General features: G+C 70.9%; 26 protein-coding genes. 16 read left to right on the forward strand and 10 right to left on the reverse strand.

The window, feature by feature from the left end; translation table 11 throughout:
• Positions 1 to 7: 7 nt before the first annotated feature.
• Both OV427_RS24745 and OV427_RS24750 read right to left on the reverse strand, forming a co-directional pair.
• Entirely contained in the window at positions 8 to 352 is a 345-nt protein-coding gene (locus tag OV427_RS24745) for a thioredoxin family protein (protein ID WP_163991921.1), read from the reverse strand.
• Between the two features lie 41 nt (positions 353 to 393).
• Positions 394 to 2025 (reverse strand): CotH kinase family protein, encoded by a 1632-nt coding sequence (locus OV427_RS24750; protein ID WP_267858630.1) that lies wholly within the window; start codon positions 2023 to 2025, stop codon positions 394 to 396.
• 398 nt (positions 2026 to 2423) lie between these two features.
• Between OV427_RS24750 and OV427_RS50595 the strand changes: the two genes are divergently transcribed.
• Positions 2424 to 3896, forward strand: coding sequence for an SMI1/KNR4 family protein (locus OV427_RS50595; protein ID WP_324289985.1), 1473 nt, complete (start codon positions 2424 to 2426; stop codon positions 3894 to 3896).
• Positions 3897 to 4208: 312 nt separating this feature from the next.
• Here the strand turns inward: OV427_RS50595 and OV427_RS24760 are convergent, their stop codons facing one another.
• From OV427_RS24760 to OV427_RS24770, 3 genes are all read right to left on the reverse strand, one after another.
• Complete coding sequence (locus OV427_RS24760; RefSeq protein ID WP_267858631.1) at positions 4209 to 4481, reverse strand: hypothetical protein; 273 nt, start codon at positions 4479 to 4481, stop codon at positions 4209 to 4211.
• Positions 4482 to 4595: 114 nt separating this feature from the next.
• Positions 4596 to 5273, reverse strand: coding sequence for a SanA/YdcF family protein (locus OV427_RS24765; protein ID WP_267858632.1), 678 nt, complete (start codon positions 5271 to 5273; stop codon positions 4596 to 4598).
• Between the two features lie 48 nt (positions 5274 to 5321).
• Positions 5322 to 5744, reverse strand: a complete 423-nt coding sequence (locus OV427_RS24770; protein ID WP_267858633.1) for a response regulator — start codon at positions 5742 to 5744, stop codon at positions 5322 to 5324.
• 223 nt (positions 5745 to 5967) lie between these two features.
• On the opposite strand from OV427_RS24770, the gene atpG reads away from it, so the two are divergent.
• The 4 genes from atpG (at position 5968) to OV427_RS24790 (ending at position 9636) form a co-directional block, all read left to right on the forward strand.
• Entirely contained in the window at positions 5968 to 6852 is an 885-nt protein-coding gene (gene atpG, locus OV427_RS24775; RefSeq protein WP_267858634.1) for an ATP synthase F1 subunit gamma, read from the forward strand.
• Positions 6853 to 7155: 303 nt separating this feature from the next.
• Positions 7156 to 8601, forward strand: coding sequence for a F0F1 ATP synthase subunit beta (gene atpD / locus OV427_RS24780; protein ID WP_267858635.1), 1446 nt, complete (start codon positions 7156 to 7158; stop codon positions 8599 to 8601).
• Positions 8602 to 8634: 33 nt separating this feature from the next.
• Positions 8635 to 9204: a hypothetical protein gene (locus tag OV427_RS24785; protein ID WP_267858636.1), complete on the forward strand. Its 570-nt coding sequence runs from the start codon at positions 8635 to 8637 to the stop codon at positions 9202 to 9204.
• Between the two features lie 21 nt (positions 9205 to 9225).
• On the forward strand, positions 9226 to 9636 hold the full coding sequence (locus tag OV427_RS24790; RefSeq protein WP_267858637.1) for a F0F1 ATP synthase subunit epsilon: 411 nt from the start codon (positions 9226 to 9228) through the stop codon (positions 9634 to 9636).
• A 15-nt stretch (positions 9637 to 9651) separates the two neighbouring features.
• On the opposite strand, the gene OV427_RS24795 is transcribed toward OV427_RS24790, so the two are convergent.
• The gene (locus OV427_RS24795; protein WP_267858638.1) at positions 9652 to 10329 is read right to left on the reverse strand and encodes an ArsR/SmtB family transcription factor; all 678 of its coding nucleotides are present in this window, start codon (positions 10327 to 10329) and stop codon (positions 9652 to 9654) included.
• A 296-nt stretch (positions 10330 to 10625) separates the two neighbouring features.
• Between OV427_RS24795 and OV427_RS24800 the strand changes: the two genes are divergently transcribed.
• The 4 genes from OV427_RS24800 to OV427_RS24815 are packed head-to-tail and all read left to right on the forward strand — an operon-like array spanning position 10626 to position 12739.
• Positions 10626 to 11006, forward strand: a complete 381-nt coding sequence (locus OV427_RS24800) for a group I truncated hemoglobin (RefSeq protein ID WP_267858639.1) — start codon at positions 10626 to 10628, stop codon at positions 11004 to 11006.
• Positions 11007 to 11023: 17 nt separating this feature from the next.
• Positions 11024 to 12028 carry an FAD-binding oxidoreductase gene (locus OV427_RS24805; protein WP_267858640.1) on the forward strand — a complete coding sequence of 335 codons (1005 nt, stop codon included), beginning with the start codon at positions 11024 to 11026 and terminating at the stop codon, positions 12026 to 12028.
• A 2-nt stretch (positions 12029 to 12030) separates the two neighbouring features.
• On the forward strand, positions 12031 to 12477 hold the full coding sequence (locus tag OV427_RS24810) for an RrF2 family transcriptional regulator (protein ID WP_267858641.1): 447 nt from the start codon (positions 12031 to 12033) through the stop codon (positions 12475 to 12477).
• Position 12478: 1 nt separating this feature from the next.
• Positions 12479 to 12739, forward strand: a complete 261-nt coding sequence (locus tag OV427_RS24815; protein ID WP_163991950.1) for a hypothetical protein — start codon at positions 12479 to 12481, stop codon at positions 12737 to 12739.
• A gap of 38 nt (positions 12740 to 12777) precedes the next feature.
• Here OV427_RS24815 and OV427_RS24820 read toward each other — a convergent pair whose 3' ends face one another.
• Both OV427_RS24820 and OV427_RS24825 read right to left on the reverse strand, forming a co-directional pair.
• Positions 12778 to 14283 carry a methyl-accepting chemotaxis protein gene (locus OV427_RS24820; RefSeq protein WP_267858642.1) on the reverse strand — a complete coding sequence of 502 codons (1506 nt, stop codon included), beginning with the start codon at positions 14281 to 14283 and terminating at the stop codon, positions 12778 to 12780.
• Positions 14280 to 15581, reverse strand: a complete 1302-nt coding sequence (locus OV427_RS24825; protein WP_267858643.1) for a substrate-binding protein — start codon at positions 15579 to 15581, stop codon at positions 14280 to 14282. Before OV427_RS24825 ends, OV427_RS24820 begins: the two co-directional genes overlap by 4 nt.
• A 633-nt stretch (positions 15582 to 16214) precedes the next feature.
• Here OV427_RS24825 and OV427_RS24830 point away from each other — a divergent pair.
• The 7 genes from OV427_RS24830 to OV427_RS24860 all read left to right on the forward strand — a co-directional run bounded on the left by OV427_RS24830 (position 16215) and on the right by OV427_RS24860 (position 24789).
• Positions 16215 to 17243, forward strand: a complete 1029-nt coding sequence (locus OV427_RS24830; RefSeq protein ID WP_267858644.1) for an ADP-ribosylglycohydrolase family protein — start codon at positions 16215 to 16217, stop codon at positions 17241 to 17243.
• Between the two features lie 187 nt (positions 17244 to 17430).
• Positions 17431 to 17835 (forward strand): phage holin family protein, encoded by a 405-nt coding sequence (locus OV427_RS24835; RefSeq protein ID WP_267858645.1) that lies wholly within the window; start codon positions 17431 to 17433, stop codon positions 17833 to 17835.
• Positions 17832 to 18341 (forward strand): hypothetical protein, encoded by a 510-nt coding sequence (locus OV427_RS24840; protein WP_267858646.1) that lies wholly within the window; start codon positions 17832 to 17834, stop codon positions 18339 to 18341. Before OV427_RS24835 ends, OV427_RS24840 begins: the two co-directional genes overlap by 4 nt.
• A gap of 51 nt (positions 18342 to 18392) precedes the next feature.
• Positions 18393 to 19718 carry a cytochrome ubiquinol oxidase subunit I gene (locus tag OV427_RS24845; RefSeq protein ID WP_267858647.1) on the forward strand — a complete coding sequence of 442 codons (1326 nt, stop codon included), beginning with the start codon at positions 18393 to 18395 and terminating at the stop codon, positions 19716 to 19718.
• Between the two features lie 59 nt (positions 19719 to 19777).
• Positions 19778 to 20797 carry a cytochrome d ubiquinol oxidase subunit II gene (locus OV427_RS24850; RefSeq protein ID WP_267858648.1) on the forward strand — a complete coding sequence of 340 codons (1020 nt, stop codon included), beginning with the start codon at positions 19778 to 19780 and terminating at the stop codon, positions 20795 to 20797.
• A 449-nt stretch (positions 20798 to 21246) separates the two neighbouring features.
• Positions 21247 to 24024 carry a hypothetical protein gene (locus tag OV427_RS24855; protein ID WP_267858649.1) on the forward strand — a complete coding sequence of 926 codons (2778 nt, stop codon included), beginning with the start codon at positions 21247 to 21249 and terminating at the stop codon, positions 24022 to 24024.
• A gap of 297 nt (positions 24025 to 24321) precedes the next feature.
• The gene (locus OV427_RS24860; RefSeq protein ID WP_267858650.1) at positions 24322 to 24789 is read left to right on the forward strand and encodes an RrF2 family transcriptional regulator; all 468 of its coding nucleotides are present in this window, start codon (positions 24322 to 24324) and stop codon (positions 24787 to 24789) included.
• Positions 24790 to 24799: 10 nt separating this feature from the next.
• Here OV427_RS24860 and OV427_RS24865 read toward each other — a convergent pair whose 3' ends face one another.
• Together OV427_RS24865 and OV427_RS24870 are read right to left on the reverse strand one after the other, a co-directional pair.
• Entirely contained in the window at positions 24800 to 25315 is a 516-nt protein-coding gene (locus OV427_RS24865) for a hypothetical protein (protein WP_267858651.1), read from the reverse strand.
• Positions 25316 to 25372: 57 nt separating this feature from the next.
• A complete protein-coding gene (locus tag OV427_RS24870) occupies positions 25373 to 26143 on the reverse strand; it encodes an SDR family NAD(P)-dependent oxidoreductase (RefSeq protein ID WP_267858652.1) in 771 nt (256 codons plus the stop codon).
• Positions 26144 to 26148 lie beyond the last annotated feature (5 nt).

Below are 26148 nucleotides of genomic sequence, written 5' to 3' on the forward strand. Positions count from 1 at the left end.
CTCGAAGTTACGCCTTCGGCAGATGGTCCCTCACCACGCCGAGCCAGTACTCCTTGCCATAGTACTGGCTCATCTTCCCGAGCAGCTTCCCGTCGCGGAACAGTAGGAACGTCGGAATCCCGAAGAGGCCGAAGCGCTTCGCCAGGTCCTCGTACTGGTACGCGTTCACCTTCACCACGCGCATCGGCGCGCCGTCGAGCTCCGACAGCAGCATGGGCTCGGCGGCCGCGTAGATGTCGCAGTTCGGGCAGCCGTCGCCCCAGAAGTCCACCACCACCAGCTCGCCCTTCGGCTCCATGACCAGCTGGTCGAAGTTCTCTGCCGTCCCCTCGTAGCTCACGGGATGTGCCATGGCCTCCTGCCTAACGGTCTCCCCCTCCGCCTTCAACCTGCTCACGGAGCGCGCCGCTCGAAGTCCTCGCTGGCTCCGCCGCCCTTGCGCCCGTACACCGTGCCAGCGGGCAGCGGCCCGTACCAGACGGCGTCCTCCGGCCCATGCAGCACCGGCCTCCCCGTCGCCGCCGAGCGCCGCGCCCCGTCGAACACTCCCACCTCGCCCCCGTCGCTCGACAGTGTGAAGGGCGGGTGCAGCCGCACCGTTTGCCCCGGCTCCAGCGTTCCCGCCTCCAGCCGGTACCGCGTCGTGGCCCGCAGGTCGTTCGTCACCTCGTAGCTCCCCAGCTCCAGTGCCTGGGTGCCACGGTTGTACAGCTCCACGTACCCCGAGCCTCCCGTCGTCACCTCGCGGATGACCAGCGGCCCACTCCCGTGCGCCCTCAGCGCCGCCAGCGCCTTCGCCAGGTACTCACGCCGTCCGCGCACGTAGTCCTGGAGGAACCGCCGCGCGCGCTCCACGTGCTCGGCGGAGGCGTACGGGTCGTTCCTCAGCTCCGGCTCCACCACCGTCCACAGCGCATCGATGTGGGCCAGTGCCTGCTCCTCGGAGAACGGCCCCGCGAGCGCCGCCTCCAGCTTCGCGAGCACCCGCGCTCGCAGCGCCGGCCGGTCCCACACCCGCGTGGCGAGCACGCTCCACGTGGGGCGCAGCTCGGGCCGCGCCGTCACGCGCGTCTCGAACAGGTCCTGCACCTCCGGGTCATACAGCGTGAAGGACCGCGGCCACCGGTCCACCACGGGCGCTGCCTCCGGACTCCGCGTGCGCCAGTAGAGCATCCGCGCGTTGTTCAAATCCCACGGCACGTACGTCCACCGGTCCGCGTGCAGCGCGTGCACCCAGTAGCCGCGTGAGTCCTCGATGAGTGTGTTCGAGATGAGCGCGTCCGCCGCGAGGTTGCCCAGGTACGCCTCCACATCCACCCGGCGCTCCAGCTCCTCCTCGAAGCGCGCGTCGTCGCTCCGGTTCACCCACTCGAGGAGCGCGGTCAGGTCCTCGCGGCCGGTGTCCTCGTTCGTCTTCTTCTCGAAGTTGCCCTGGTACGGGCCGGGCCCCAGCGTCAGCTCGCAGTTGCGGTGGCCGCAGCGGTAGATGGACGCGTCGCGCTCGTGGCCGTGGAGCTTCAACCAGTCCTTCCCCACGTGCTCCATGTCCAGGTAGAGCCCCTGGTGCTCGCCATTCACGTGGACCCGTGCGTAGCGGGCGCTCGGCACCGGCAGCCCGAGCGCCTGGTACAGGTCCACCGCGAACTTCTCCGTCAGCTTGCCGCCGTCGAGCCAGCTCGCGAGCAGCTCGAAGTGGTCGCGGTCCTCCAATTCCTGTCCCGGGTCCAGCTCGATTTTGTAGCTCTTCTGCGGCAAGTCTCGCGTGCTCGCACCTCGGTAGCGCACGCGCCCCGTCGCCCGCGCGCCCTCCAGCGTCACCACGCAGGGAACGGACGCGTCGGAGGTCGGATCCGCCTCCAGCTTCCGCAGGTCGGCTGGTGCCACCTCCAGCGCGAAGGTCGGCACGGCCGACTGTACCGGCGGGTACAGGTCCACGGGCCCGGGCGGTGGACTCGAGGGGGCTCCCGGCCCGCACGCCAGCAGGCCCACGAGCCCCGCCACCCACCATCCCGCTCCACGACCCATGTTTCCTCCGCGCAGGGCTGGCGGAGGCTATGCACTGTCCTGGAGATTGCTCGTCCCTCCTTCCAGGCTCGGAAGGAGGCAGGGCAGGCGGCCAGGAGAGGCCCCATTCCCCGGCGAAGTGGATCAGGTGTGTTGCGGGCCCACGGTGCGCCTGGCGGCATTCCGCGCCCGCGCCCGTTCCTGGGAGCCGGAAGATGGCCCTGTCCTCCGTGGGAGGTAGGGATGGAGAGGCCGCGCGCCAGGGGTTTTCCCAATATCTGCTCGGGAGGCCTCGCGATGTCAGCCCGTGGGGGTTGGATCATCCGTGGCGGGCTGTCATCAAAAGCCAACACCCGCACTGCGCAGGAGGGCACAGCCGCCGTAAGGTTGTGTCACTGCTGGATGTCGTGGAGGGGTTCATGCACGAGTGGTTGGAGGCACTGCGGAAGTCGGCGAAGGCTGCGTCACCCGGTGTCCCCGCGGAAGAGGTCCGCCGGGCGGAGACGGAGTGCGGCGTCCCATTCCCCGAGGAGCTGGGTGCCCTCTATCAGGCCCTCAATGGCGGGGAGCTCAACGGTGACGTGCACCTGTTCCAGCTGCACGGGCCGGAAGGGTCCGCGAGCGTCCTGGAGAAGTCCCGGCTCAAGCTGGTGGGCCTGCCCGCGGCGGGCGTGTGGCGCATCGGCTTGAAGGGGATCCACCGGCACCTGTTCACCGCGCGCAAGTCCGCGATGGTCGAGCAGGGGGACGGGGGCGGGCCGCTGCCCGGCTGGATGGACCCGCTCGGCGACGAGGACTGGGTCTACGGCACGTGGGACGGAGAGAAGCAGGAGCTGCGGCTGTACCGTTCGCTGAAGGACATGCTCGACGTGCTGGTGCCGCCCGCGGAGGTAGAGAGCTTCGGTGAGCGCACGTTCGCCCGCGCGATGAACGCCGTGCTGCAGGGGGCGCTGTCCGGCGCGCAGGCAGACGCGGAGGAGGGCAGCGAGGCCGACAGCGCCGCGATGGAGGCTGAAGCGACCGAGGCGGCCGAGGCGGAGGACCTGGGCGAGGTGCGCGAGCTCGCGTACGAGTACGACGATGACTCGCGCCGCAGGCGCGACGAGGAGCGGCCCTTCGGTGGGAAGAAGCCCAAGGCGGAGCCCAAGAAGCCGGTGCGCCCGGTGGGGATGGGTGCCGGCAAGGCGAAGGAGAAGCCCGTGGCGCGTGCGGAGCCCCGGTCCCCGGACACCGGAGGGGCGGGAGTCTCGCCTCCTCGCGCCGCGAGCGGGACGGGCGAGGCCACGGAGACCCCAGCGAGTGAAGCGGGGGCGCCTGGCGAGCCCGCTGCCGCACCCGCGGCTCCCGAGGTGAAGGGGGCCGAGGTGATTGCCGCCATGAAGAAGAAGGCGGCTGCCGGGAAGCCCATGGTCGCGAAGAAAGCGGCCGCTGCGCCCGCCACCGCACCGGCTGCGGCGAAGAAGGCCCCTGCTGCACCTGCCGCCGCGAAGACGGCGCCTGTGAGCAAGACCGCTGCTGCCCCTGCCTCCAAGCAGTCCGCTGCCGCGAAGAAGGCTCCTGTGAAGAAGGCGGCCGCGAAGAAGGCACCGGCGAAGAAGTCCGCCGCGAAGAAGTCCGCCGCGAAGAAGTCCGCCGCGAAGAAGTCCGCCGCGAAGAAGTCCGCCGCGAAGAAGGCACCGGCGAAGAAAGCCGCAGCGAAGAAGGCTCCTGCGAAGAAGGCACCGGCGAAGAAAGCCGCGGCGAAGAAGGCTCCTGTGAAGAAGTCCGCCGCGAAGAAGTCCGCCGCGAAGAAGTCCGCCGCGAAGAAGTCCGCCGCGAAGAAGGCGCCCGTCAGCAAGGGAGCCGCGAAGAAGGCCGCCGCGAAGAAGGGAGCGAAGGCTCGCGGTCGTTGAACGAAGGAGCGGAGGCCGGGCGAACCCGTGATGCCCGGCCTCGCTTCACAGCCGTTGAACGTCGGAGTAGCGGCCAGGCGAAGCCATGACGCCCGGCCTCGCTTCACTGCTCCCGAGCAGGACGCGAAAGAGGCCGGGCACCCCATCGGTGCTCGGCCTCACCCAAAGCCCTCACGTCAGCGCCGGACGCTCCACACCTCGCGCACCGGGACCTCCAGCGCACGGGCCCGGCGCGATACCCAGGCCCGGTCCACTCCCACGGAAGCCGCGCCCCCGCGCCGCTCCCTGGCACGGACGGCGAGCCCGTGCCCGCTACCCCTCCGGGAGCTGGTCGCGGCGGATGGGGCGGATGCGCTCGTCGGGCTGGGCGGTCAGCTCCGGCCCTTCCTCTTCCTCGTCGCCCCGGCGGAACTCGTGAATCTGGTCCGGTAGGATGTCGCGGAAGTCCGGCTCGTCTTCCAGCGGCGGAGTCGCCGCCATGTCCTGGTCGGAGATGTTGATCTCCTCCTCCCCGGTATCCGGGTTCATGTGACGTCGCGAGGTCGACTCGCCCACGTCCTCCGAACCGAGCTTCTTGAATCGCATGGCCTCTCCTTCGAGAAAGCGCGGTGGGTCGGCTGCCTTCGGGTCAACAATGAGAACCGGCCGGGTTCGCCGCAATTCTCGCCGCCCGCCTGCCTGCCCCCGCTCGCTCGGGACTCAGCGCTCCGGGAGCGCCGCGCGGCCCGCGGGGTAGACGGGCTCCACCTCCAGCAGCACCATGGCCAGCGCCAGCACGCGCGACAGCGTCTCGCGCACCGTGTACCGCCAGGGCGTCGAGCGCCCCTCGTCCGCCGCCACGCCCCACGCGTCGATGCCCACGGAATTGGCGATGAACAGCGCCCGCGACAGGTGGAAGCGCTGCGTGACGAGCAGCGCCCGCTTCGCCCCGAACACCGTGTACGCCCGCAGGCAGCTGTCGTACGTGGACAGCCCCGCCTCGTCTCCCTGCACCGCCGTCTCGGGCACCCCGCGCTCCAGCAGGTAGCGCCGCATGGCCCGCGTCTCGTGGTGGAAGGGCTTCGTCTGGTCCCCGCTCACCAGCACCGCCTGCACCTTCCCCTGCTTCCACAGCGCAATCGCCGCATCCAGGCGCTGGGCGAGCACCGGAGAAGGCACCGCCCCCGGCGCCAGCCCCGCGCCGAAGACGAGCGCCACCGGAGCCTCCGGCGCCGTCGAGAGAGGCACGATGCGGTCCTCGTAGCTCACCCGCACGAGGTGCGAGAGGGCAAGCAGCCCCAGGCCGACCACGACCAGCGCGAGGAGGCCCCTGCGCACCCACACCCTGCTCGCACCGCCTGGCTTCATGGACCCCGAGAACACCCGTGGAGGGGCCATTGTGTTCCGGCCGCCTGCCTCCGAAAAGGGCCGTGAAGGCCCACTGTGTCAGGGAGACGTGTCCGCCTGGGCTCCGGACGACTTCAGCGCGTGGCGCTCGATGACCTCCAGCAACCGCCGGGGCTCCACCGGCTTCTTCAGGAAGGCCGCCACGTCGTAGCTGGACGCGTACACGGCCCTGTCCCGCGGGTTCATCGCCGCCATGCCCGCGGACAGGATGACGACGGGCACCTCGGCCAGCACGCTGCTCGCCTTGCGCGTCGTCAGCACCCGGTGGCCGTCCATGACGGGCAGGGCCATGTCGAGCAGGATGAGCGCGGGGCGGGGCGGCGTACCCATGTACTCGAGCGCCTCCTTCCCGTTGCTCGCCGCGCGCACCGTGTAGCCCTGCAGCTCCAGGTAGCCCTGGAGGGCCTCACGGATGTCCGCATCGTCCTCGACGATGAGCAGGGGACCGTTGGCAGCTGTCATGGGTACTCCGCGCGGGGGATGAGCACCCTTCCAAGGTAAGTCGGCCACCCACCACGAGGAGGCCGCCCGGGATGCCCGCCCGCCTGCCCCACCCGGGTCCGCGCCGGGTCCAGACAGGCCGCCGTTGACCGGCCCCCGGCCCGCCTATATAGGGGGCCCGCCGCCGTCCCCTGGTCCCACATGGGCGACGCGGGCTGAACGTCCCACAGGAGCTTCCCGGTCCATGGCGTCCCTTCGTGACATTCGCAAGCGCATCCGCTCGGTGAAGAACACTCGGCAGATCACCAAGGCGATGAAGATGGTGTCCGCCGCGAAGCTCCGGAAGGCGCAGGACGCCATCCTCGCCGCGCGCCCCTACGCGACGATGCTGGACCAGATCATCGCGGACCTGTCGGCGCGCTCCGGCGATGCGAACCTCAGCCACCCGCTGCTCGCGGCCCGTCCGGTGAAGAAGGTGGAGCTGGTGCTCCTCACCTCGGACCGTGGCCTCGCCGGCGGCTTCAACTCCAACGTCATCCGCCGCGCCAACCGGTTCCTCTACGAGAACACCGCGCTGGAGAGCATCCGGCTCGCCACGGTGGGCCGCAAGGGCAACGACTTCTTCCGCAACCGCGGCCAGACCATCCGCAAGGACTTCGGCGGCCTGTACCAGCGCCTGAGCTACCGCGCCGCCGCGGACGTGGCCGGGGAGCTGGTCGCCAGCTACCTCAATGGCGAGGTGGACGCGGTCCACATCGTCTACAACGAGTTCGTCTCCGCCATCGCCCAGAAGGTCACCGTCACGCAGCTCTTGCCGCTGCAGACGCTCGGCGCCGAGGGCCAGGCCCCCGCCGAGGGCGCCCCCACCCTGGTGGACTTCAAGTACGAGCCGGACCGCCAGGCGGTGCTGGACAAGCTGGTGCCCCAGGCCGTCAACATCAAGCTCTACCGCGCGCTGCTGGAGAGCGTGGCCAGCGAGCACGGCGCCCGCATGAGCGCCATGGAGAACGCCACCTCCAACGCGTCGGACATGATCGGCAGCCTGACGCTGACCTACAACCGCACCCGCCAGGCGGTCATCACCAAGGAGCTGATGGAGATCGTCTCCGGCGCCGAGGCGCTCAAGTAATCCAGGCGCTCCTCGCGTGAGACTCCTCAGGGCCTGCTCCGTGTCATCGGAGTGGGCCCTTCGCTTTTTCCGGCAAGGGCCCTCCGGCAGCCTCCAGGGCGGCCTGCCAGGGGCGGGCGGACGGCGGGAAGCCAAGAGGGTGGCGTCCGGCGCTTGGGTCCGCTAAGCCCGCCTTACCCCAAAGTGCCCGGGAGGCTTGACCCTGCGGGATGGCCCCGGTAAAGGGGGCGCGCCCTCCCACCCGGGCCGAATTTTAAAAGGGGGCGGCGTCATGCCGCTCCCCCCGCGAGGCAGACGAATTCCATGAGCGCTCAAGTTCCGACGGCAGGCAAGGTCATCCAGGTCCTCGGCCCCGTGGTCGACGTCGAGTTCCCGCCCGGCGGGCTTCCCGAGGTCTACACGGCCCTGAAGGTCACCAACCCCAACCTGGGCGCCGAGGCGGACAACCTCACCCTCGAGGTGGCGCAGCACCTGGGCGAGAACACGGTGCGCACCATCGCCATGGACTCCACCGAGGGCCTCGGTCGCGGTATGGCCGTGCGCAACACGGGCACCCCCATCCAGGTGCCGGTGGGCAAGGCCACCCTGGGCCGCATCCTCAACGTCACCGGTGAGCCGGTGGACGAGATGGGCCCCGTGAAGGCGACCGAGTACTGGTCCATCCACCGCCCGCCCCCGCCCTTCACGGAGCAGGACGTGCGCGTGCAGATGTTCGAGACCGGCATCAAGGTCATCGACCTGCTCGCCCCCTACACCCGTGGCGGCAAGATTGGCCTCTTCGGCGGCGCCGGCGTGGGCAAGACGGTGCTCCTGCAGGAGCTCATCCGCAACGTGGCCGTGGAGCGCGGTGGCTTCTCCGTGTTCGCCGGCGTGGGCGAGCGCACCCGCGAGGGCAACGACCTGTACCACGAGATGCAGGAGACCAAGGTCATCCAGACGGACAACCTGGAGGCCTCGCAGGCCGTCCTCGTGTACGGCCAGATGAACGAGCCGCCCGGTGCCCGCGCCCGCGTGGCCCTCTCCGCGCTCACCATGGCCGAGTACTTCCGCGACGTGGAGGGCCGTGACGTGCTCCTCTTCGTGGACAACATCTTCCGCTTCACCCAGGCCGGCTCGGAAGTGTCCGCCCTCCTGGGCCGCATCCCCAGCGCCGTGGGTTACCAGCCCACGCTGTCCACGGAGATGGGCGGTCTGCAGGAGCGCATCACCTCCACCACGAAGGGCTCCATCACGTCCGTGCAGGCCATCTACGTGCCCGCCGACGACCTGACGGACCCGGCGCCCGCGACGGCCTTCGCCCACCTCGACGCGACGACGGTGCTCAACCGCTCCATCGCCGAGCTCGCCATCTTCCCGGCCGTGGACCCGCTGGACTCCACCAGCCGCATCCTGGACCCGGGCGTCATCGGCCAGGACCACTACGCGGTGGCCCGCAAGGTCCAGGGCGTGCTCCAGCGGTACAAGGAGCTGCAGGACATCATCGCCATCCTCGGCATGGACGAGCTCTCCGAGGAGGACAAGCTGGTGGTGGCCCGCGCCCGCAAGATCCAGCGCTTCCTGTCGCAGCCCTTCTTCGTGGCCAAGGTCTTCACGGGCAAGGATGGCCGCTACGTGAAGCTCGCGGACACCATCCAGGGCTTCAAGGAAATCGTCGACGGCAAGCACGACGACATCCCCGAGGGCGCCTTCTACATGACGGGCTCCATCGACGAGGTGGTGGAGAACGCCCGGAAGATGGCGGCCTCCTAGTCGTCCCGCTTCGCCTCACCTCCCGAGGTGACCATGCGTTGCCGTGCGTTTGCCCTGGCCCTGCTGTTCCTGGCGCTCCCCGCCCTGGCGGAGGAGCGCAAGGGGAGGACCCGGGTGAGCGCCAATGGGCTCTTCAGCGTGAGCCTGGTGGAAGTCGCACCGGGGCAGTGCCGGCTGGAGGTGACGAAGGAGAGCGGTCCCGTCTGGCAGCTTCCGCAGTGCCTGGGGAACGTGGACGACTTCTTCTTCGTCTCCAACGATGGCGAGCGCGTCTGGGTGCTGTGGCCGCTGGTGGAGAAGGGCAAGCCACCGCCTCCGCCGCCGAAGGTGAAGGGCAAGAAGCAGAAGCGGCCCAAGGGTCCGCCCGCGTGGGCCAACGTGGCGGTGGCGGCGCAGTACGACAGCAAGGGCAACCGGCTCCAGGAGAAGCGGCTGACGGAGCTGCTCAACACGCGGCAGCTCTCCGAGGTGCGCCAGCTCACCCACCACTTCAAGTGGCTGGAGGGCACGCTCGGCATCCCCGGCAAGGGGCCTCGGCTGACGGACGCCGGGGTGGTGGAGTTCGAGCCCGTGGGTGGAACCACCCAACGGCTCACGTTCTGATGCGGTAGTGCGAGGAGCCTCATGGCCAAGCTGACTGTGGAGATTGTCACCCCCGAGAAGCGCATCCTGTCGGTGCAGGCCGACGAGGCCATCGTCCCCGGCGGCCGGGGTCTGTTCGGCGTGCGCCCGGGCCACACCCCGTTCCTGTCGCTGATGGAGCCGGGCCCGCTGACGCTCATCGACGCCGGCCGGCGCGAGTCCTACTTCGTCGCGGGCGGCTTCGTGGAGGTGGGCAACGACAAGGTGCTGGTGCTCGCCGACGCGGCCGAGCCCGTGGCCGGCATCGACGTGGAGGGCGCCCGCCGCCGCATGGCCGAGGCCCAGGAGCGCATGAAGGGCCTGTCCGCCGAGGACGCGCGCTTCGAGCTGGAGCAGGCCACGGTGCGCCGCGAGGCAGCCCGCATCGGCGCCGCCGGCGTCGCGCGCGGCTAGCCCGCCCGCCTCACCTCACGGCCAGGACAGCCCCAGCTCCCGGTCGAAGCCGCGCCGGCCTTCCACGGTGAGCCGCACCCCGCGGCCCTCCGTGCGGCGCGCAATCCAGCGCAGCGCGAAGAGGCGCTCCGCCAGCGCCGCGCCCAGGGCCCCACCCACGTGGGCCCGGCGCTCGCTCCAGTCCAGGCAGCGGCGCGCGAAGGCCCTGCGTCCCCTGGACAGCGCTCCGGCTTCCACGCCCAGCCGCTCCAGGAAGTGCTCCCCCGCCGGGGTGAGCGCCCACGTCTCCTCGGACGCCTCCAGGTAGCCGCGCCGCTCCAGCGCGTCCGCCAGGTCCACGCCGAGCTTCCCCGCCAGGTGGTCGTAGCAGGTGCGCGCGAAGCGCAGCGGCGAGGGCACCTTCACCGGCGCGGCGCGCGAGGGGGCAAGCAGGCTCAACGCCTCCAGCGCGCGCGCCACGTCCGGCCCGGCGAGTCGGTAGTAGCGGTGACGGCCCTGCGCCTCCACGCGCACCAGTCCGCCCTCGAGCAGTTGCGACAGGTGGCCGCTCACCGTCTGCGGAGACAGGCCCACCTCGCGCGCCAGTTCGCCCGCGGTGCGCGCGGGGCCTTCGAGGAGGCGCGAGAGCATCCCCGCGCGGGCGGGCTCGCCGATGAGGTGGGCAATCAGCGCGAGGTCGAGCGGGTGGGCCATGGCTTCGAAGCGTGGGTGACGCGGGCGCGCGGACGTTTCGGCGCGCGCCGAACCATTCCTTGCGCGCGGGCCCTGGGGAAGGGGCATGTCGACGGCTCGCCCCACCGCTCGCCCCTCCGCCGGCACCGGGCCGGGCCTCGGGCGCAACTTCCGCGCGGAGACGTGACACGGCGCAACTTCTGCGCGCGGACAGCCTGCTCGCTCCGGGCGCACCGCTCGGGTTGACGGCGTGGCATTTAAGATGCATTCGAGATGCATCATTGTGCGCCCGAGCCGGGCGCGACGGAGTGAAGGACATGAACGCAGCGGCGATGAAGAGCGTCTACGAGCAGATTGGCGGGGAGCCGGCGATGGCGGCGGCGGTGGAGGTCTTCTACCGGAAGGTCCTCTCGGACGACCGCATCAGCCACTACTTCGAGGACGTGGACATGGAGCGCCAGGCGGCCAAGCAGAAGGCGTTCCTCACCATGGTGACGGGCGGGCCGTCGAGCTACTCGGGCCGGGACATGCGCGCGGGGCACGCGCACCTCGTGGCACGCGGGCTGAATGACACGCACTTCGACGCGGTGGCGGGCCACCTCAAGGAGACGCTGGAGGAGCTCGGCGTCGCAGCGCCACTGGTGGCGCGCGTGCTGGCCATCGCGGAGAGCGCCCGCGCGGACGTGCTCAACCGCTAGGACTGTCGAGGCTCGAAATGGCGAAGGTGAAACATGAGTCGCGGTGGTATCCGCTGGAGTCGGGGGAGAGCGTCCTGGACGGGCTGCTGCGCCAGGGCGTGTCCGTCCCCAACTCCTGCCGCGCGGGTGCCTGCCAGTCCTGCCTGATGAAGGCGGAGCGCGGCACGGTGCCGGAGGCCGCGCGCGTGGGGCTGAAGGACACGCTCGTGGCCCAGGGCTACTTCCTCGCGTGCACCTGCCGGCCTCCGGCGGGCACGGAGCTGGAGGTGGCGGGCGCGGAAGCGCTGCGGGTGCCGGCGCGAATCTCCTCGCTGACGCTGCTGTCCTCGGACGTGCTGCGCGTGCGGCTCGTCACCGACGTGCCCTTCGAGTACCGCGCCGGGCAGTACGTGTCACTGGTGCGCGCGGACGGGCTCACCCGCAGCTACTCCCTGGCGAGCCTGCCGCGCGAGGGCGAGCTGGAGCTGCACGTGCGCCTCCTCCCGGGCGGAGCGATGAGCTGCTGGCTGGCCGGCGTGGCGCGGCCGGGAGACGCCGTGCAGCTCCAGGGTCCCGCGGGGAGCTGCTTCTACGTCCCGGGCCGCCCCGAGCAACCGCTGCTGCTGGCCGGCACGGGCACCGGCCTGGCGCCGCTGTACGGCATCGTCCGCGACGCGCTGGAGGCGGGTCACTCCGGTCCCATCTGGCTCTTCCACGGGGCGCGCGGGCCGGAGGGGCTCTACCTTCGAGACGCACTGCGTGAGCTGGCCGAGCGCCACCCGCAGCTCCACTACCGGCCGGGCGTGCTGGCGGGCGGCAGCCGGGACGTCGCGGAAGGGCCGCTCGACGTGCTCATCCGCGCCGAGTGTCCGAAGCCGGTAGGCTTCCGGGCGTACCTCTGCGGAGACCCCCAGTTGGTGTTATCCCTTCGCAAGAAGCTCTTCCTGTCGGGGCTCTCGCTGAAGGACCTCCACGCGGACTCCTTCCTGCCGAGCGCTCCCAAGGCGGAGGTTGCTACAACCCCCGCCACCGGAGTCCGCTGACCGTGCACCTCACCCTCCACGCCGACTACTCGCTGCGCGTCCTGCTCTACCTGGCCACCCGTCGTGAGAAGCCCTCGTCCACGCAGGAGATTGCGGACGCGTACGGCATCTCCAAGCACCACCTGGTGCGGGTGGTGCAGACGCTGGCGGGGCAGGGCTTCGTGGACGCGCGCGCGGGGCGCTCGGGTGGGGTGACGCTGGGGCGCGAGCCGAAGGACATCAACGTGGGCAAGGTGCTGCGCGCGGCCGAGCCGGACTTCCACCTGGTGGAGTGCTTCGACCGCGAGCGCAACGGGTGCCCCATCACCCCCGCGTGCGGCCTCAAGGGCGTGCTGGCCGAGGCACGCGAGGCCTTCCTCGGCGTGCTGGACGGGTACACGCTCGCGGACCTGCTGGAGCGCTCGCGCCCGGACCTGGCGGACTTCTTCCTGCCCGCGCGCGCGGGGTGACATGACGTCCGGCACGCTGGAGTTGTTCCACCGCATCGCCGACCCGCCCTCCGCCGAGGCGCGGCGCTACGTCGTCGACTATGCACTCGAGGACCGCGTGGCCTTCCGCAACGTGGCGTTTCGCGAGGCGGAAGAGGACTGGCTCCGGCGGGGTGGCCACACCACGCCCGCGCTGTGGGACGGCACGCACCTGCACCAGGGCGCGCAGGCGGTGCTGGCGCGGCTGCAGGCCGTCGTCAACCTGGGGCGCGACGACGCGTGAGCGGAGCGGGGGCTGCGTGAGCGAGCCCCCTCGAAGGCTCACTGGACCTGGTACTGCTCCACCACGCGGGCGGCCGCGCGGGACACCTCGCTCACCACACTGGCGGCGCGCCGGGTGGACTCGAGGCGCGCCATCGACTCGTCCATCATCTTCTGCAGCTCGCCCAGGGCGAGGAAGGTCTGATGGACGCCCGCGCCCTGCTGCGAGACGACCGCGGAAATCTGCCGGGCGGCGACCGTGCTCTCCTTCACGATGCCGGAGAGCTGGCGCAGGCTGTCACCCGTGACGCGCACCTCGGCCAGGCCGGTCTCGATGCGCAGCATCCCGCTCGCATTCATTCCGACCGCCTCGTGGATGGCGGCGCTGATGTCGTCGAGCACGTCGCGCACGCGCTGCGTCGCCTGGATGGACTGGTCCGCGAGCGAGCGGATTTCCCGCGCCACCACGCCAAAGCCCTTGCCGTGCTCGCCGGAGCGCGCGGCCTCGATGGCGGCGTTGAGGGCCAGCATGTTGGACTGGTCCGCCAGGTCCTTCACCGTGCCGGTGATGGTGGCGATCTGCCGGGTGCGCTCGGACAGCCGGGTGATGCGGCCGGTCATCTGCTCCACCTGCTCGCGAATCTCGCCCAGCCGCTGGATGCCGTTGTCGACGGCGGACGCGCCCTCGCGGGAGGCCTGGTCCGCGTGCTCCATCACCTCGAGCACGTCCCGGGCCTTCTGCGCCGCGAGCGTGGACGTCTGCTGAATCTCGTTGGCGGTGGTGTGGGTCTGCTGCAGGGCGCTGGCCTGGCGCGACAGCGTCTCGCCCTGGTCGTGGGTGGCGGCGGTGAGCTGGGTGGCGGACTCGTCCAGCCGGCGTGAGGACGTCTGGAGGTTGCTCAGGGCCTCGCGCATCTTCGCTATCATCTCGGCGAACGCGGCGGAGAGCCGGCCGATTTCATCCACCGAGTCCACGCGGATGTCCTGACGGAGGTCGCCGGTGCTCACCACCTCCTCGGCCACGCGCGTCAGCTCGCGCACCGGCCGCAGCAGGTGCCGGATGAGCAGCGCGATGCCGAGGCCCGCGGCCACCAGGGTGGCGAGCACGCAGCCCAGCACGAGGACGAGGCCCCTCCGGGTGCTCTGCTCAATCGCCTCGCGGGTGAAGTACATGCGCAGCGTCCCCAGCGGGCGGCCGTCCGCGTCCTGGAGGGCGCGCTCGTAGCGCAGCAGCGCCGCATTCGCGACGGGCTCGGTGGGCGGCGACTCCTGCTGGGTGAGGAGCTTGCCCGACTCGTCATGGAAGGCCGCGAAGACGACCTCCGGCGCCCGGGTCACCTGCGTGGTGAGCAGGTCCAGGTTGCGCAGGTTGTAATAGGAGACGGAGTCCCGGCCGATGTTCGCGAGGAGGTCCGCCATGGCCTGCCCCCGGTGCTCCAGCGCGGTCTCGTTCATCTCGCGCATGCCATGCACCAGGTACACGCCCTGCCCGCCGAGCAGCGCCGTCAGCAGGGCGAAGGTGGGCAGCAGGAGCTTCCATCCAACGCTCCGAAGTCTCAGCTTCATCGTACTCCCGTCCCTTCGTCCGCGAGCTTCTCGAGGGTGGGCGGCTTCTTCGCCGCGCGGCGCTCGGCCTCCCACTCCCCGCGCGTCTGCGCCGCCTCCTGGCCCGTCATCTGGTCCAGCACGTCGAAGTAGCGGAGCCGGTACTTGTCCGCGCGCACCACGTCCGGAGGGTTGCCGCGCACCACGTACACCGTCTGCAGCGACTGGTGGTCGAAGGCGCGCCACTCCTGCGCGTCCTTGAGGCGCGTGTACCGGTGGCCCTCGAGCGCCCGCACCACGGCACTCCCGCCGAAGGTGCCCGCGCGCTCCACGGCCGCCTTGTATTCGTGGACGATGGTGTACGCGGACGCGCCCGCGGTGGACGGGTAGCGCCCGTAGCGCCGAGCGAATGCCTCGACGAACTGGATGCCGCCCTCGAAGCGGAACTGCCAGGCAATCTCCCAGCTCCACGGAACCGTGCCGACGACTCCGGCCATGTTCTCCGGGCCAGCGCCCTCGGCCATGGCCAGCGTCAGGTTGGGGACCACCAGCTGCATGCGCTGCTTGAGGCCCCAGCCCGAGGCGATGTTGATGGCGTTCACCATGTCCTGGCCGAACAGCACCAGCACCAGCACGTCGGGCTTCGCCGCCTGGGCGGCGCGCAGGGCCCGCTTGAAGTCCTCGGCGGTGGAGACCGGGAAGGGCGTGCGCACGCCCTGGTGGACGGCCGTGTCCGCGGTGCCGGTGAAGCGCCGCAGGGACTCCTCGGTGCTCCAGCCCCAGGTGTAGTCCGCGGTGATGTAGAAGTACTTCTTGCCGTCGAAGCGGGCGTTGAGGTGCTTGGAGAGCACCTTCGCCGCCATCCACGCGTTGTTGCACTCGCGGAAGGTGTGCCGGTGCCCGTCGCCGCCGGTGGTGGCGTTGGAGTACGTCAGCGTCCCGAAGAAGGGCACGCCCTTCTCCTCGGCGACCTCCCCCATGGCGACGGCGACGCTGGACGACGAGCCGCCGAAGAGCATCACCGCGCCTTCCTTCTCGACGAGCTCCACCGCATTGGCCCGCGCCACCCTGGCGTCGCCGCGGGTGTCACGGATGGCGAGCTCCACCCGCCGGCCCAGGATTCCGCCCGCGGCGTTGACCTCGTCCAGGGCCAGTTGCGCGGCGCGCAGCTGGTCCAGCCCTTCCGCGAAATAGGGGCCGGTGCGGGGGTAGTTGAAGCCGAGCTTGACGGTCTCCGCCGAGGCCGCCGCGGCCCACGGGGTGACGAGCAACAGCAGCAGCAGGACGGCGCGCACCGGAGTGGGTCGTGGAGGGGGCATGACGGGGGCGCGTAGTATTCCCGGCGCAGACGCGGCGTCTATGACGGGGCGGTGGACATGGGCACCGCTTCCGGGTCGTGCAGCGGGAGAGCCACCAGGCGATGCACACCCGCCTGCTCGTGCCATTCCCGGTCCATGGCGGCCGTCTCTCGAGTCAGGCCCGGGGCGGACCGGGCCGTGACCTGGCAGGCGCTCGGAGTGCTCCGCACCGTCCGACCTGGATGTGACGGCGCGTGTCGTGACGCGACGACGCAGGTGCCGACACCCGCGCGCCGCTGCGACCCGTGCGTTCCTTGTGCGCCATGTGTGGCGCGCGTGGAACTTCCGGAGTTGGACACGTGTGCAGGTGCGCGCATGCGTGCATGGGTCCGGGCTTGCCGCGCGCGTGCTGGTTGCGGTAGTCAGCCCCTCCGCGCACGCACCCGGCAGGTGGTGGCGAGGGATGGAGGGTGGACGGTGATGACCGCGCGTCAGTTGGTGTATGGGGACGGACCGCCGCGCACGCGGCGCACCACCTCAACTGACGTGTGCGCGTCAAGTCCCCGCGCGATTTCTCCCTTCATCGCGTGCGCGCGTTTCGCGCGCTTCTCGCTGGCCGTCCGGCCCTGAGCCTCGGTTAATCTCCACGACCCCATGCCGCTGACTCCCGCCGAGCGCCAGGACAGGTTCCATGCGGCGTTCGTGGGGCTCGCCATCGGTGATGCGCTCGGCTTCCCGCTGCGCGGCATCCCGCCCGCGAGTCTCGCGCGGCTGCCCAACCTGGCGGATGACTTCGCGCCCCGTCCGCGCGGCAAGTTCGCCAAGGGCCAGTTCAGCGACGACACGCAGCTGCTGCTCGCCGCGGCGGAGAGCGTCATCCGCGAGGGCAAGGTGGACGGGCGCAGCGCGGCGGCGCACCTGGCGTGGCTGTGGCAGGAGGGCATCATCCTCCAGCCGCCCAGGAGCCTGGCGGACGCGCTGCAGCGGCTGGCCGGTGGCACGCCGTGGATGAGCGCGGGCGCGTCGCTGGGCACGAAGTGCCCGTCGGTGCTCAGCCGCGCGCTGGTGGTGGGCCTCCTGGAGAGTGGCCACCGCGCGCGCCTGCCGCACGACGCGGGCGTGCTCACCGTCATCACCCACAAGGACCCCATCTGTGCCGCCGCCGCGGCCGCCTTCGCGCAGGCCGCCGCGCTGGGCATGGAGGAGGAGGCGTTGACCCCCGCCGCCTTCTGCGAGGAGCTGGCGCTGGCGGCGGCGGTGCACGACAAGGGGCTGGCCGAGGAGGTGCGCCACCTGCCACGCCTGCTGACCTGGGACACCGTGCGCGCGCTGGGGCAGTTGCGCAAGGTGGGCGTGCCCCCCAGTGAGCTGAAGGGCGTGGACGGGCTGCCGGCGCACGTGGTGCCGGTGCTGCTCACCTCGCTGTACGCGGCGCTCAAGGTGCCGCACGACTTCCGCGAGGCCGTGGCCCTCACGCTGCGCTGTGGCGGCGAGGCGGACGTGGCCGCGGCCCTCACCGGCGCCCTCATTGGCGCGCACCTGGGCACGCGCGCGATTCCGGCGCGCCTGCGCAAGCAGGTGCTGTACTCGGAGAACCTCGTGGACACCGCGGACCGCCTCTTCCGCGCCCGCCAGGTGCGCGAGACGCTGGCCACCGCGCTGGCCCACCACCGCCGTCGCTGAGCTCCGTCCGGTTCCGGTAGGGGTGCCGGCTGGAGGGCAGGCAGGCGGCCATGCCTCCCCCCAGGGCTGGGACTTCTCCCATGAGCGACTGCTGCCCACCTTGTGCGAAGGAGCGGGGCCGCATGGGTGCCGGCCAGGCCTGCGAGCGCACGGCGAACCCGCGAAGTCATCGCAGGAGGCACACGTCGTGGACCTCGAATCGGAACGCCTGGAGCGCAGTCAACTGGAGTCGCTCTCCACGGCGGAGCTCATCCGGCATGCCCTGGCGGAGTCCCGCCTGCTGGTGAAGGCCGAGCTGTTGCACGCGAAGAAGGAGCTGCGTGACGAGCTGAAGGCCGCGCGCACCGCGGGCATCTTCATCGGGGTGGGCGCGGTGCTGTCGCTCATCGCCCTGTCCTGCCTCGTCGTGGGCGCCGGGCTGGCCATTCCGATGGCCGAGCCCTGGAACGTGCTGGTGATGGGCGTGGCGGTGCTGGCGATTGCGGGCCTCCTGCTGTTCCTGGGTGTCAAACGGCTGCCCAAGAAGCCGCTGGCGCACACGCAGGATCGGCTGAAGATGGACTACCAGCTCACGCGGGAGACGCTGCAATGAACGGCAACGGCCGCGACAAGGAGGCTGGCGGGCCGGTGGAGATTGAACGGCACGTCGACCACCACATCACCCGGGGCATGGATGACCGGAAGCAGGTGGAGCAGACGGCGGACCGCATCCGCGACGAGCTGCTGCTGACGCTGGAGGAACTGGACCGCCGCCGCGAGCGCGCGCTCAGCGTGCGCTACCAGGCGGCACAGCACAAAGACGTCCTCATCGGCGTGGGCGCCGTGGCGATGATTGGCGTGGGGCTGGGCGTGGGCTACGCCATCTACCGCTCGAGCCACCGCGAGGAGAAGCTGCGCCGCGAGCGCCGCATTGCCCTCAAGCGCGCCTGGGCGCACCCGGAGACGGTGGCCTACGCCGCGAAGCAGCGCCCGCTCGGCGTGGAGCTGGGGCGCAAGCTCGTGCTCATCTTCGCCACCGCGCTCGCCACCCGCATCGCCCAGAACTCCGTGCGCTCACTGGTGCCCGTGGGGCAGAAGCCCAACTCCGCTGGAGGGTAGAAGTAGAATACGTAATTGCGACAAAACCGCGCATAAAGCAGACTGATTTCCATGACGGACCTGCTCTATGCGCGGGCGCAGATGGGCCTGTCGCTCGCGTTCCACATCGTCTTCGCGGCGGCGGGTGTGGCGCTGCCGGTCCTCATGGTGCTGAGTGACTTGAAGGCGCGGCGCACGGGGGACGGCGACTACCGGCTGCTCAGCCAGAAGCTGGCGAAGGGGACGGCCATCCTCTTCGCGGTGGGTGCGGTGAGCGGCACGGTGCTGTCCTTCGAATTGGGCCTGTTGTGGCCCGAGTTCATGGGGCAGTACGGCGAGGTGATTGGGCTGCCCTTCAGCCTGGAGGGCGTGGCCTTCTTCACCGAGGCCATCTTCCTGGGCATCTACCTGTACGGGCGCGAGCGGGTGTCGCCGGGGCTGCACCTGTTCTCCGGCGTCATGGTGGCGGTGAGCGGCGCGGCCAGCGCGTTCTTCGTCACGCTGGTCAACACGTTCATGAACAACCCGTCGGGCTTCACGCCTGGCCCGGGTGGGCCCACGGACGTGCAGCCGCTGGTGGCCATGTTCAGCCCCGGCTGGCAGTACCAGACGACGCACGTGCTGCTCTCCTGCTACCAGGCGAGCGCCTTCGCCATGGCGGGCATCCACGCCTTCGTGCTGCTGCGCCACCCGGGCGCGGACTTCCACCGCAAGGCGCTCACCGTGGCGTTGCCGCTCGCGTGCCTCACCGCGCTGCTCCAGCCGGTGGTGGGAGACTTCTCCGCGAAGCACGTGGCGAAGGCGCAGCCGGTGAAGCTGGCCGCCATGGAGGGCCACTTCGAGACGGAGCGCGGCGCGCCGCTGCTCGTGGGCGGGCTGCCCGACGTGGAGACGGGGACGGTGCCCTGGGGCATCGAGATTCCGAAGGGGCTGTCCATCCTCGCCTTCGCGGACCCGGACGCGGAGGTGAAGGGGCTCAACGACTTCCCCCGCGACGAGTGGCCACCGGTGGCGAAGGTGCACCTGGCCTTCCAGATGATGGTGGGCACGGGCAGCCTGATGGCGCTGCTCGCGCTGGTGACGCTGGCGTACCGGTGGCGCAAGAAGGCGTGGCCTTCCGGGCGGCGGATGACGTGGGCGTGGCTGTTGTCGGGGCCGCTCGGGGTGGTGGCGCTGGAGGCGGGGTGGCTCGTCACCGAGTGGGGACGGCAGCCGTGGATTCTCCGGGGCGTCATGCGCACGGCGGAGGCGGTGACGCCGGTGCCGCACCTGGCGGCGCCCTTCTGGACCTTCACCGCCGTGTACCTCTTCCTCGGCGTCACCGTGGTGTTCCTGATGGTGCGGCAGGTGGCGGGCACACTGCCGGGTCGGTCCGTGGGAGGCGCGCATGGGCACTGAGCTGCCAGGCTTCGCGGTGGCGCGGACGTTCGTCCTCCAGGTCCGCTTCGGAGGCGCGCATGGGCACTGAGCTGCTGCTGGGCTTCACGGTGGCGGGGACGTTCGTGCTCTATGCCCTCTTCGGCGGCGCGGACTTCGGCGGCGGCGTCTGGGATTTGCTCGCCTCCGGTCCGCGCAAGCAGGAGCAGCGGGCGCTCATCGCCCACGCGCTGGGCCCGGTGTGGGAGGTGAATCACATCTGGCTCATCGTCGGCGTGGTGCTGCTGTTCGCCGGCTTCCCGCGCGCCTTCGCGGTGCTCAGCGTGGCGCTGCACGTGCCGTTGACGCTGCTCCTGCTGGGCATCGTCTTCCGGGGCGCCGCCTTCACCTTCCGCACGTACGACACGCGCGGGGACGCGGTGCAGCGGCAGTGGGGACTCGTCTTCAGCATCGCCAGCGTCATCGCGCCGCTGCTCCTTGGGATGTGCGTGGCCGCGGTGGTGGGCGGTGACATCCGCGTGGAGGGCCGCGCGGTGGTGAGCGGCTTCTTCGGGCCGTGGCTCACCCCCTTCGCGTGGGTGGTGGGCGCGCTGGCGCTGTGCCTCTTCGCCTTCCTGGCGGCGGTGTACCTCACGCACGAGGCACCCACGCCGGAGCTGCGCGAGGACTTCCGCCTGCGTGCGCTGGGCGCGGGTGGGGCCGTCTTCCTCGCGGCGCTGGCGGTGCTCGTCTTCGCTCGCGAGGGCGCGCCCCGGGTGTGGCAGGGCCTGCTGCACTCGCCCTTCGCGCTGGCGCTGCACGCGGGCACCGCGCTGTCCGCGGTGGCGGCCTTCGCCCTGCTGTGGACGCGGCGCTTCAAGTGGGCCCGCGTGGCGGCGGCCACGCAGGCGGGCCTCATCGTCCTCGGGTGGGCCGCGTCGCAGCACCCGTACCTCGTGGTGCCGGACGTCACGCTGAGCAGCGCCGCGTCGGGTCCCACCGCGCAGCGCATGCTGCTGGTGGCGCTGGTCGTGGGCGCGCTCACCGTGCTGCCCTCGCTCGCGCTCCTCTTCCGCGTCTTCCGGCCGGGGCCCGCGCCCTCCGCTCGCGCGGGGAAGTGAACTGTTTCACAGGCTCTGATTGTCTTTCGTGCTACTCGTGGAAAGCCCGCGAGCTTTGGCCAGACATGGATTGTCTGGTTTGAAGTCGCGGGTGTTCTCCCGGCGTCTCGTTTTCTCATTCCGAGTCAAGTGCCGTAAAAGTTCCGTCCTGCTGGACGCCGTGCGCAGGGATTTTCGCGCCGTGCGTCCGGGGCTTCGCACCACGCGCCGCGCCGCGACAGCCCACCGCGTGAGGATGGGCTGGCTGTAGCTTTGCCGTGTCTGGATTTGCTCGGGGTGTGACGGGCCGTGACGGCGTCCAGGCCGCGCGTAGCTCTGGCTTACGAGTGAAACAAACCCATGGCGGCGGATGTGGTTCTGCGTTTGCTTCACGCAAGGACTTGCACTCATTGCGTTGATAAAGGCAGACAATGGAGAAGCACCGCTGCTCCTGACTCGGAGGTCGCCGCATGGGTGTCATCACTCGCGCCGTCGTACTGTTGAGTCTCCTCGCGGTCCTGGCTCCGGGGGCCTCACAGGCCTCGAGCTCCTTCGTCAACTGGGAGGACCCGCACGTCCACCCGCTGGACCTGACGCCGGACGGCTCGCGCCTGCTGGCGGTCAACACCGCTGACAACCGGCTCATGGTGTTCGACCTGACGTCGAAGCGCGGGCCGGAGCTGGTGGCCTCCATCCCCGTGGGCCTGGACCCGGTGTCGGTGCGTGCGCGCAGCAACTCCGAGGCCTGGGTGGTGAATCACATCTCCGACAGCGTGAGCATCGTCGATCTGCGCAAGGGCTACGTGCGCGCCACCGTCCAGACGGACGACGAGCCCGCGGACGTCATCTTCGCGGGCCGCCCGGAGCGCGCCTTCATCACCTGCTCGCAGGTCAACCGCGTGCTGGTGGTGGACCCGCACCGCCCGGACAAGGAGCCCCGGCGCATCACCCTGAAGGGCGAGGACCCGCGCGCCCTCGCCGCGAGCGCCGACGGCCGCTTCGTCTACGCCGCCATCTTCGAGTCCGGCAACGGCAGCACCCTCATCGGCGGCGGCTCGCTGATTCCGGAGGCCTTCCCTCCCAACGGCGTGGGCGACGCGCGCGGCCCCTATGGCGGCATCAACCCGCCGCCCAACGCGGGCACGGCCTTCGTGCCGGCGCTCAACCCGGCCAACCCGCCGCCGCCCGCCGTGGGCCTCATCGTGAAGAAGGACGCCCGGGGCCGGTGGATGGACGACAACCGGGGCGACTGGACGGACCTGGTGAGCGGCGCGCACGCCTCGGCGTCGGGGCGCGTCACGGGGTGGGACATGCCGGACCGGGACCTGGCCATCATCGACACCGACACCCTGGGCGTCACCTACGCCACGCGGCTGATGAACCTCAACATGGCGCTGGCCGTGCACCCCTCGGGCTCCGTCACGGTGGTGGGCACGGACGCCACCAACGAGGTGCGCTTCGAGCCCAACGTCAACGGCCGCTTCCTCCGCGTGCTGATGGCGGTGGTGGACCCGCGCCGGCCCGGCGCCCGCGCGGTGCATGACCTCAACCCGCACCTGGACTACTCCACGCCCACGGTGCCGCAGGCGGTGCGCAACCTGTCCGTCGGCGACCCGCGCGGCGTCACGTGGGACTCCAGCGGCGCCCGCGCCTACGTGACGGGCATGGGCTCCAACAACGTGGTGGCCATGAGCCCGGGCGGCTCGCGCCTGGCGCAGGTGACGGTGGGCGAGGGCCCCACGGGCATCGTCTTCGACGCGGACCGGCAGCGGCTCTACGTGCTCAACCGCTTCGGTGCCAGCCTCTCCGTGCTGAGCACGGACCGCCTCCGTGAAGTCTCCCGGGTGCCGTTCTTCGACCCGTCGCCCGCCGCAATCAAAGCGGGCCGCAAGCACCTGTACGACACGCACAAGACGTCCGGCCTGGGGCACCTGTCCTGCGCGTCGTGCCACGTGGACGCGCGCATGGACCGGCTGGCGTGGGACCTCGGCGACCCTTCGGGCACGGTGAAGGCGCTGGACGGGCAGAACCTGGGCATGGGCCTGGGGATGCCGCCCTTCGAGTCGTGGCACCCGATGAAGGGCCCCATGACGACGCAGACGCTCCAGGACATCATCGGCAAGGAGCCGCTGCACTGGCGTGGAGACCGCGCGAGCCTGGAGGAGTTCAACCCCGCGTTCCAGCACCTGCAGGGCGACGACACCCAGCTCACCCCGAAGGAGATGGCGGAGCTGCGCTCCTACCTCGCGACGCTGACCTTCCCGCCCAACCCGTTCCGCGAGCTGGACAACTCGCTGCCGCGCAACCTGCCGCTGCCGGGCCACTTCACCACCGGCCGCTTCGGCCCCGCGGGCCAGCAGCTGCCCAACGGCAACGCGGCCAACGGCATGGCCATCTTCCGCCCGCCGCGCCTGCTCGCGCAGGGGATTTTCGCGTGCAACACGTGCCACACCTTCCCCTCGGGCGTCGCCACCAACATGCAGTTCAACGGCGCCATGTGGATGGACCTGCCGCGCGGGGAGAAGGGCGAGTTCCACCACGCGCTCGTGTCCACCGACGGCAGCACCAACGTCACGCTCAAGGTGCCGCAGCTGCGCAACCTCTACGAGAAGGTGGGCCTGGAGCTGACGCAGAAGGAGAGCCTCGCGGGCTTCAGCTTCATCCACGACGGCAGCGTGGACTCGCTGGCGCGCTTCGTCACCGAGCCCACCTTCTTCCCGAACAATGACCAGGAGGTCGCCGACCTGGTGGCGCTGCTCCTGTCCTTCTCGGGCTCGGACCTGCCGAAGGGCTCGGCCACGGAGTTCTTCCTGCCGCCGGGGCCGGACAGCCAGGACACGCACGCGGCGGTGGGCCAGCAGGTGACGCTGGGCTCCACCGGGTCCACTCCCGCGCAGCTGGGCCGCGTGATGCTCTTCATGTCCCTGGCGGAGAAGGGCCGGGTGGGCCTGGTGGTGAGCGGTCGCCAGAAGGGCCAGGTGCGCGGCTTCGCCTACGCGGGCAAGGGCATGTTCCAGTCGGACCGGGCGTCGGAGAAGGTGAACGCCTACGTGCTGATGGCCCGCGCCCGCGAGGGCAGTGAGCTGACGTACACCGTCGTCCCCGCCGGCACCGAGTGGCGCATCGGCGTGGACCATGACGAGAACGGCCTGCTCGACCGCGATGAGGAGGACCGGGTGGCACGCGCGGAGCTGTCCTCCGACGACGTGGCCGAGCTGGCGGTGAACACCATGGACATGACGCGGTAGGGCTCTGGCTTCTGTGTCCGTGTCGCACCCCGCCATCCGCTCCCCGCCCTGAAGGAGGGCAGGGGAGCGGAGGTCCGAGGGCCTCGTGCAGCCTGGGCAGGCCGTCCTGGAAGTCAGTGTTTACGCGCCCTTGTCCACTCTCGGGCCTTCCGCGAGCGGAGGCCTGGAGTCACCCCTCCCGGACGCGCGGTGCGGGTGCCGGGTCGACATGCCGTCGCGCCTTTCCACGCGAGGGGTTGCGCGCGCAATCCCAGGGCGATACGTCACCCATGGGTTTCATCCGAGGGTGGAAGACACGTGAACTGCCGCTTCACCATGGCCGCGCACATGCTGGGAATGCTGGCCTGCGCCGAGCGTGAGGCGAAAGGCTCGCTGACGTCCGAGAGCATGGCGCGCAGCATCCAGACGAATCCCGTCGTGGTGCGGCGGCTGCTGCGAGACCTGGCGCGCGCGGGCCTGGTGGAGACGAAGCGCGGCGTGGGCGGCGGTGTGTCCCTGGCGCGCGGCCCGGAGGAAATCACCCTCCGCGACGTGTACGAGGCGGTGGAGGAGGACGCGGAGCTGCTTGGCCGCTACCCCACCGGGCCCAGCCAGTCCTGCGACATGGCCCCCATGGTGGCCGAGTACCTGGAGGGCGTGGTGGGCCGCGCGGAGTCCGCCTTCAAGCAGAGCCTGGAGACCACCACGCTGGCCATGATGTCCCGCGACCTGGCCGCGCGCGCCCGCCGCAAGAGCAGCCCCCGCCGCCGCGCGGCCGGGGCCTGAGTCGCACGCGTCAGGACGCCGGTGGAGGCCAGACGGCCTTCGGCTCCTCGTCCCCGAGGGCCACGAGGATGCTGGCCCCTTCGAGCAGGTCTTCTGAGTCCAGTGCCTCCACCGTGGTGCGCACGCCCGCGTCCGGGTCCATGACGCGGCAGTGCACGCTGAGGCGCTGCTCCTTCATCTCGCCGCCTTCGACTTCGCCATTGCCCGTCCAGCCGAGTGCATCCGTGAGCAATTCCTCCACGGCGACGCGCTTCTCCAGGTCATGGCCGGAGCCCTTGCCCTCCACGACGTACTGGACGACGAGGGTGTGCATGGAGTCCGGGTCGGGCTCGTCATAGCCCTCGTCCACCAGCGGGCCGGCGGCCTCGGCGATGGCCATGTCCGGGTCCTCGTCGGCGGGCACGGGCTGCTGCCGCTCCTCGCCCACCTGACCCACCTGGCCCTGGTGCACGGTGAGCACGCCCTCGTGCACCCACGCCTCCCAGTAGCGGAGCGAGTCGCCTTCCTTCTTGTAGAGCTTCAGCACGCGTGCGGCCTCATGCGAGGGGCCCTGCATAACACGACAGCGCGCCAACGCTCGCCGTCAGAAGGCACGGCCCTGTCCTCCATCCACCGGGAGGGTGGCCCCCGTCACCCAGCGTGCCCGCTCGGAGCACAGGAAGGCGACCACGTCCGCCACCTCCTCCGGCGCGCCGAAGCGGCCCCAGGGCAGCTCGTCGCGGACGAGCTTCGCCACCTTCTCCGGGTCCGCCTGCCGGCGTTTGTCCCAGCTGCCGCCGGGGAAGAGGATGGAGCCCGGCGCCACGCCGTTGACGCGGATGCGGTGGCGGGCGAGGTCCACCGCCATCTCCTTGGTGAGCGCGGTGAGGCCCGCCTTGGCGGTGGTGTAGGGCGCGCTGGTGGCGTACTCGCGGCCGTAGATGGAGTTGATGTGGATGATGCAGCCGCCGCCCCGCTCGCGCATGACCTCCACCGCGCGCTGGCTGCACCACACGGCGGACATGAGGTTGCGGTCCATGACGGAGGCCCACTGCGCCACCGTCGCGGAGTCGAACGCGCCCGCGCCGCCGCTGCCGCCCACGTTGTTGACGAGGATGTCCAGCGTGCCGAAGGCCCGCACCGCCGCGTCCACCGCCGCCACCGCGCCGGCCTGCGTGGCCACGTCGGTCACCACGGGGGTGACGTCCGCGCCCGAGGCACGCAGTTCCGCCGCGGTGGCCTCCAGCGCCTCCGCGCCGCGCGCGGTGAGGCACACCCGCGCGCCCTCCCGCGCCAGCGCGGTGGCGATGGCCCGGCCAATGCCCCGGCTGCTGCCGGTGACGAGGGCCGCCCTTCCTCTGAGCTCCAGGTCCATGGGCC

It is taken from the genome of Pyxidicoccus sp. MSG2 (assembly GCF_026626705.1).
Taxonomy (GTDB): Bacteria; Myxococcota; Myxococcia; order Myxococcales; family Myxococcaceae; genus Myxococcus.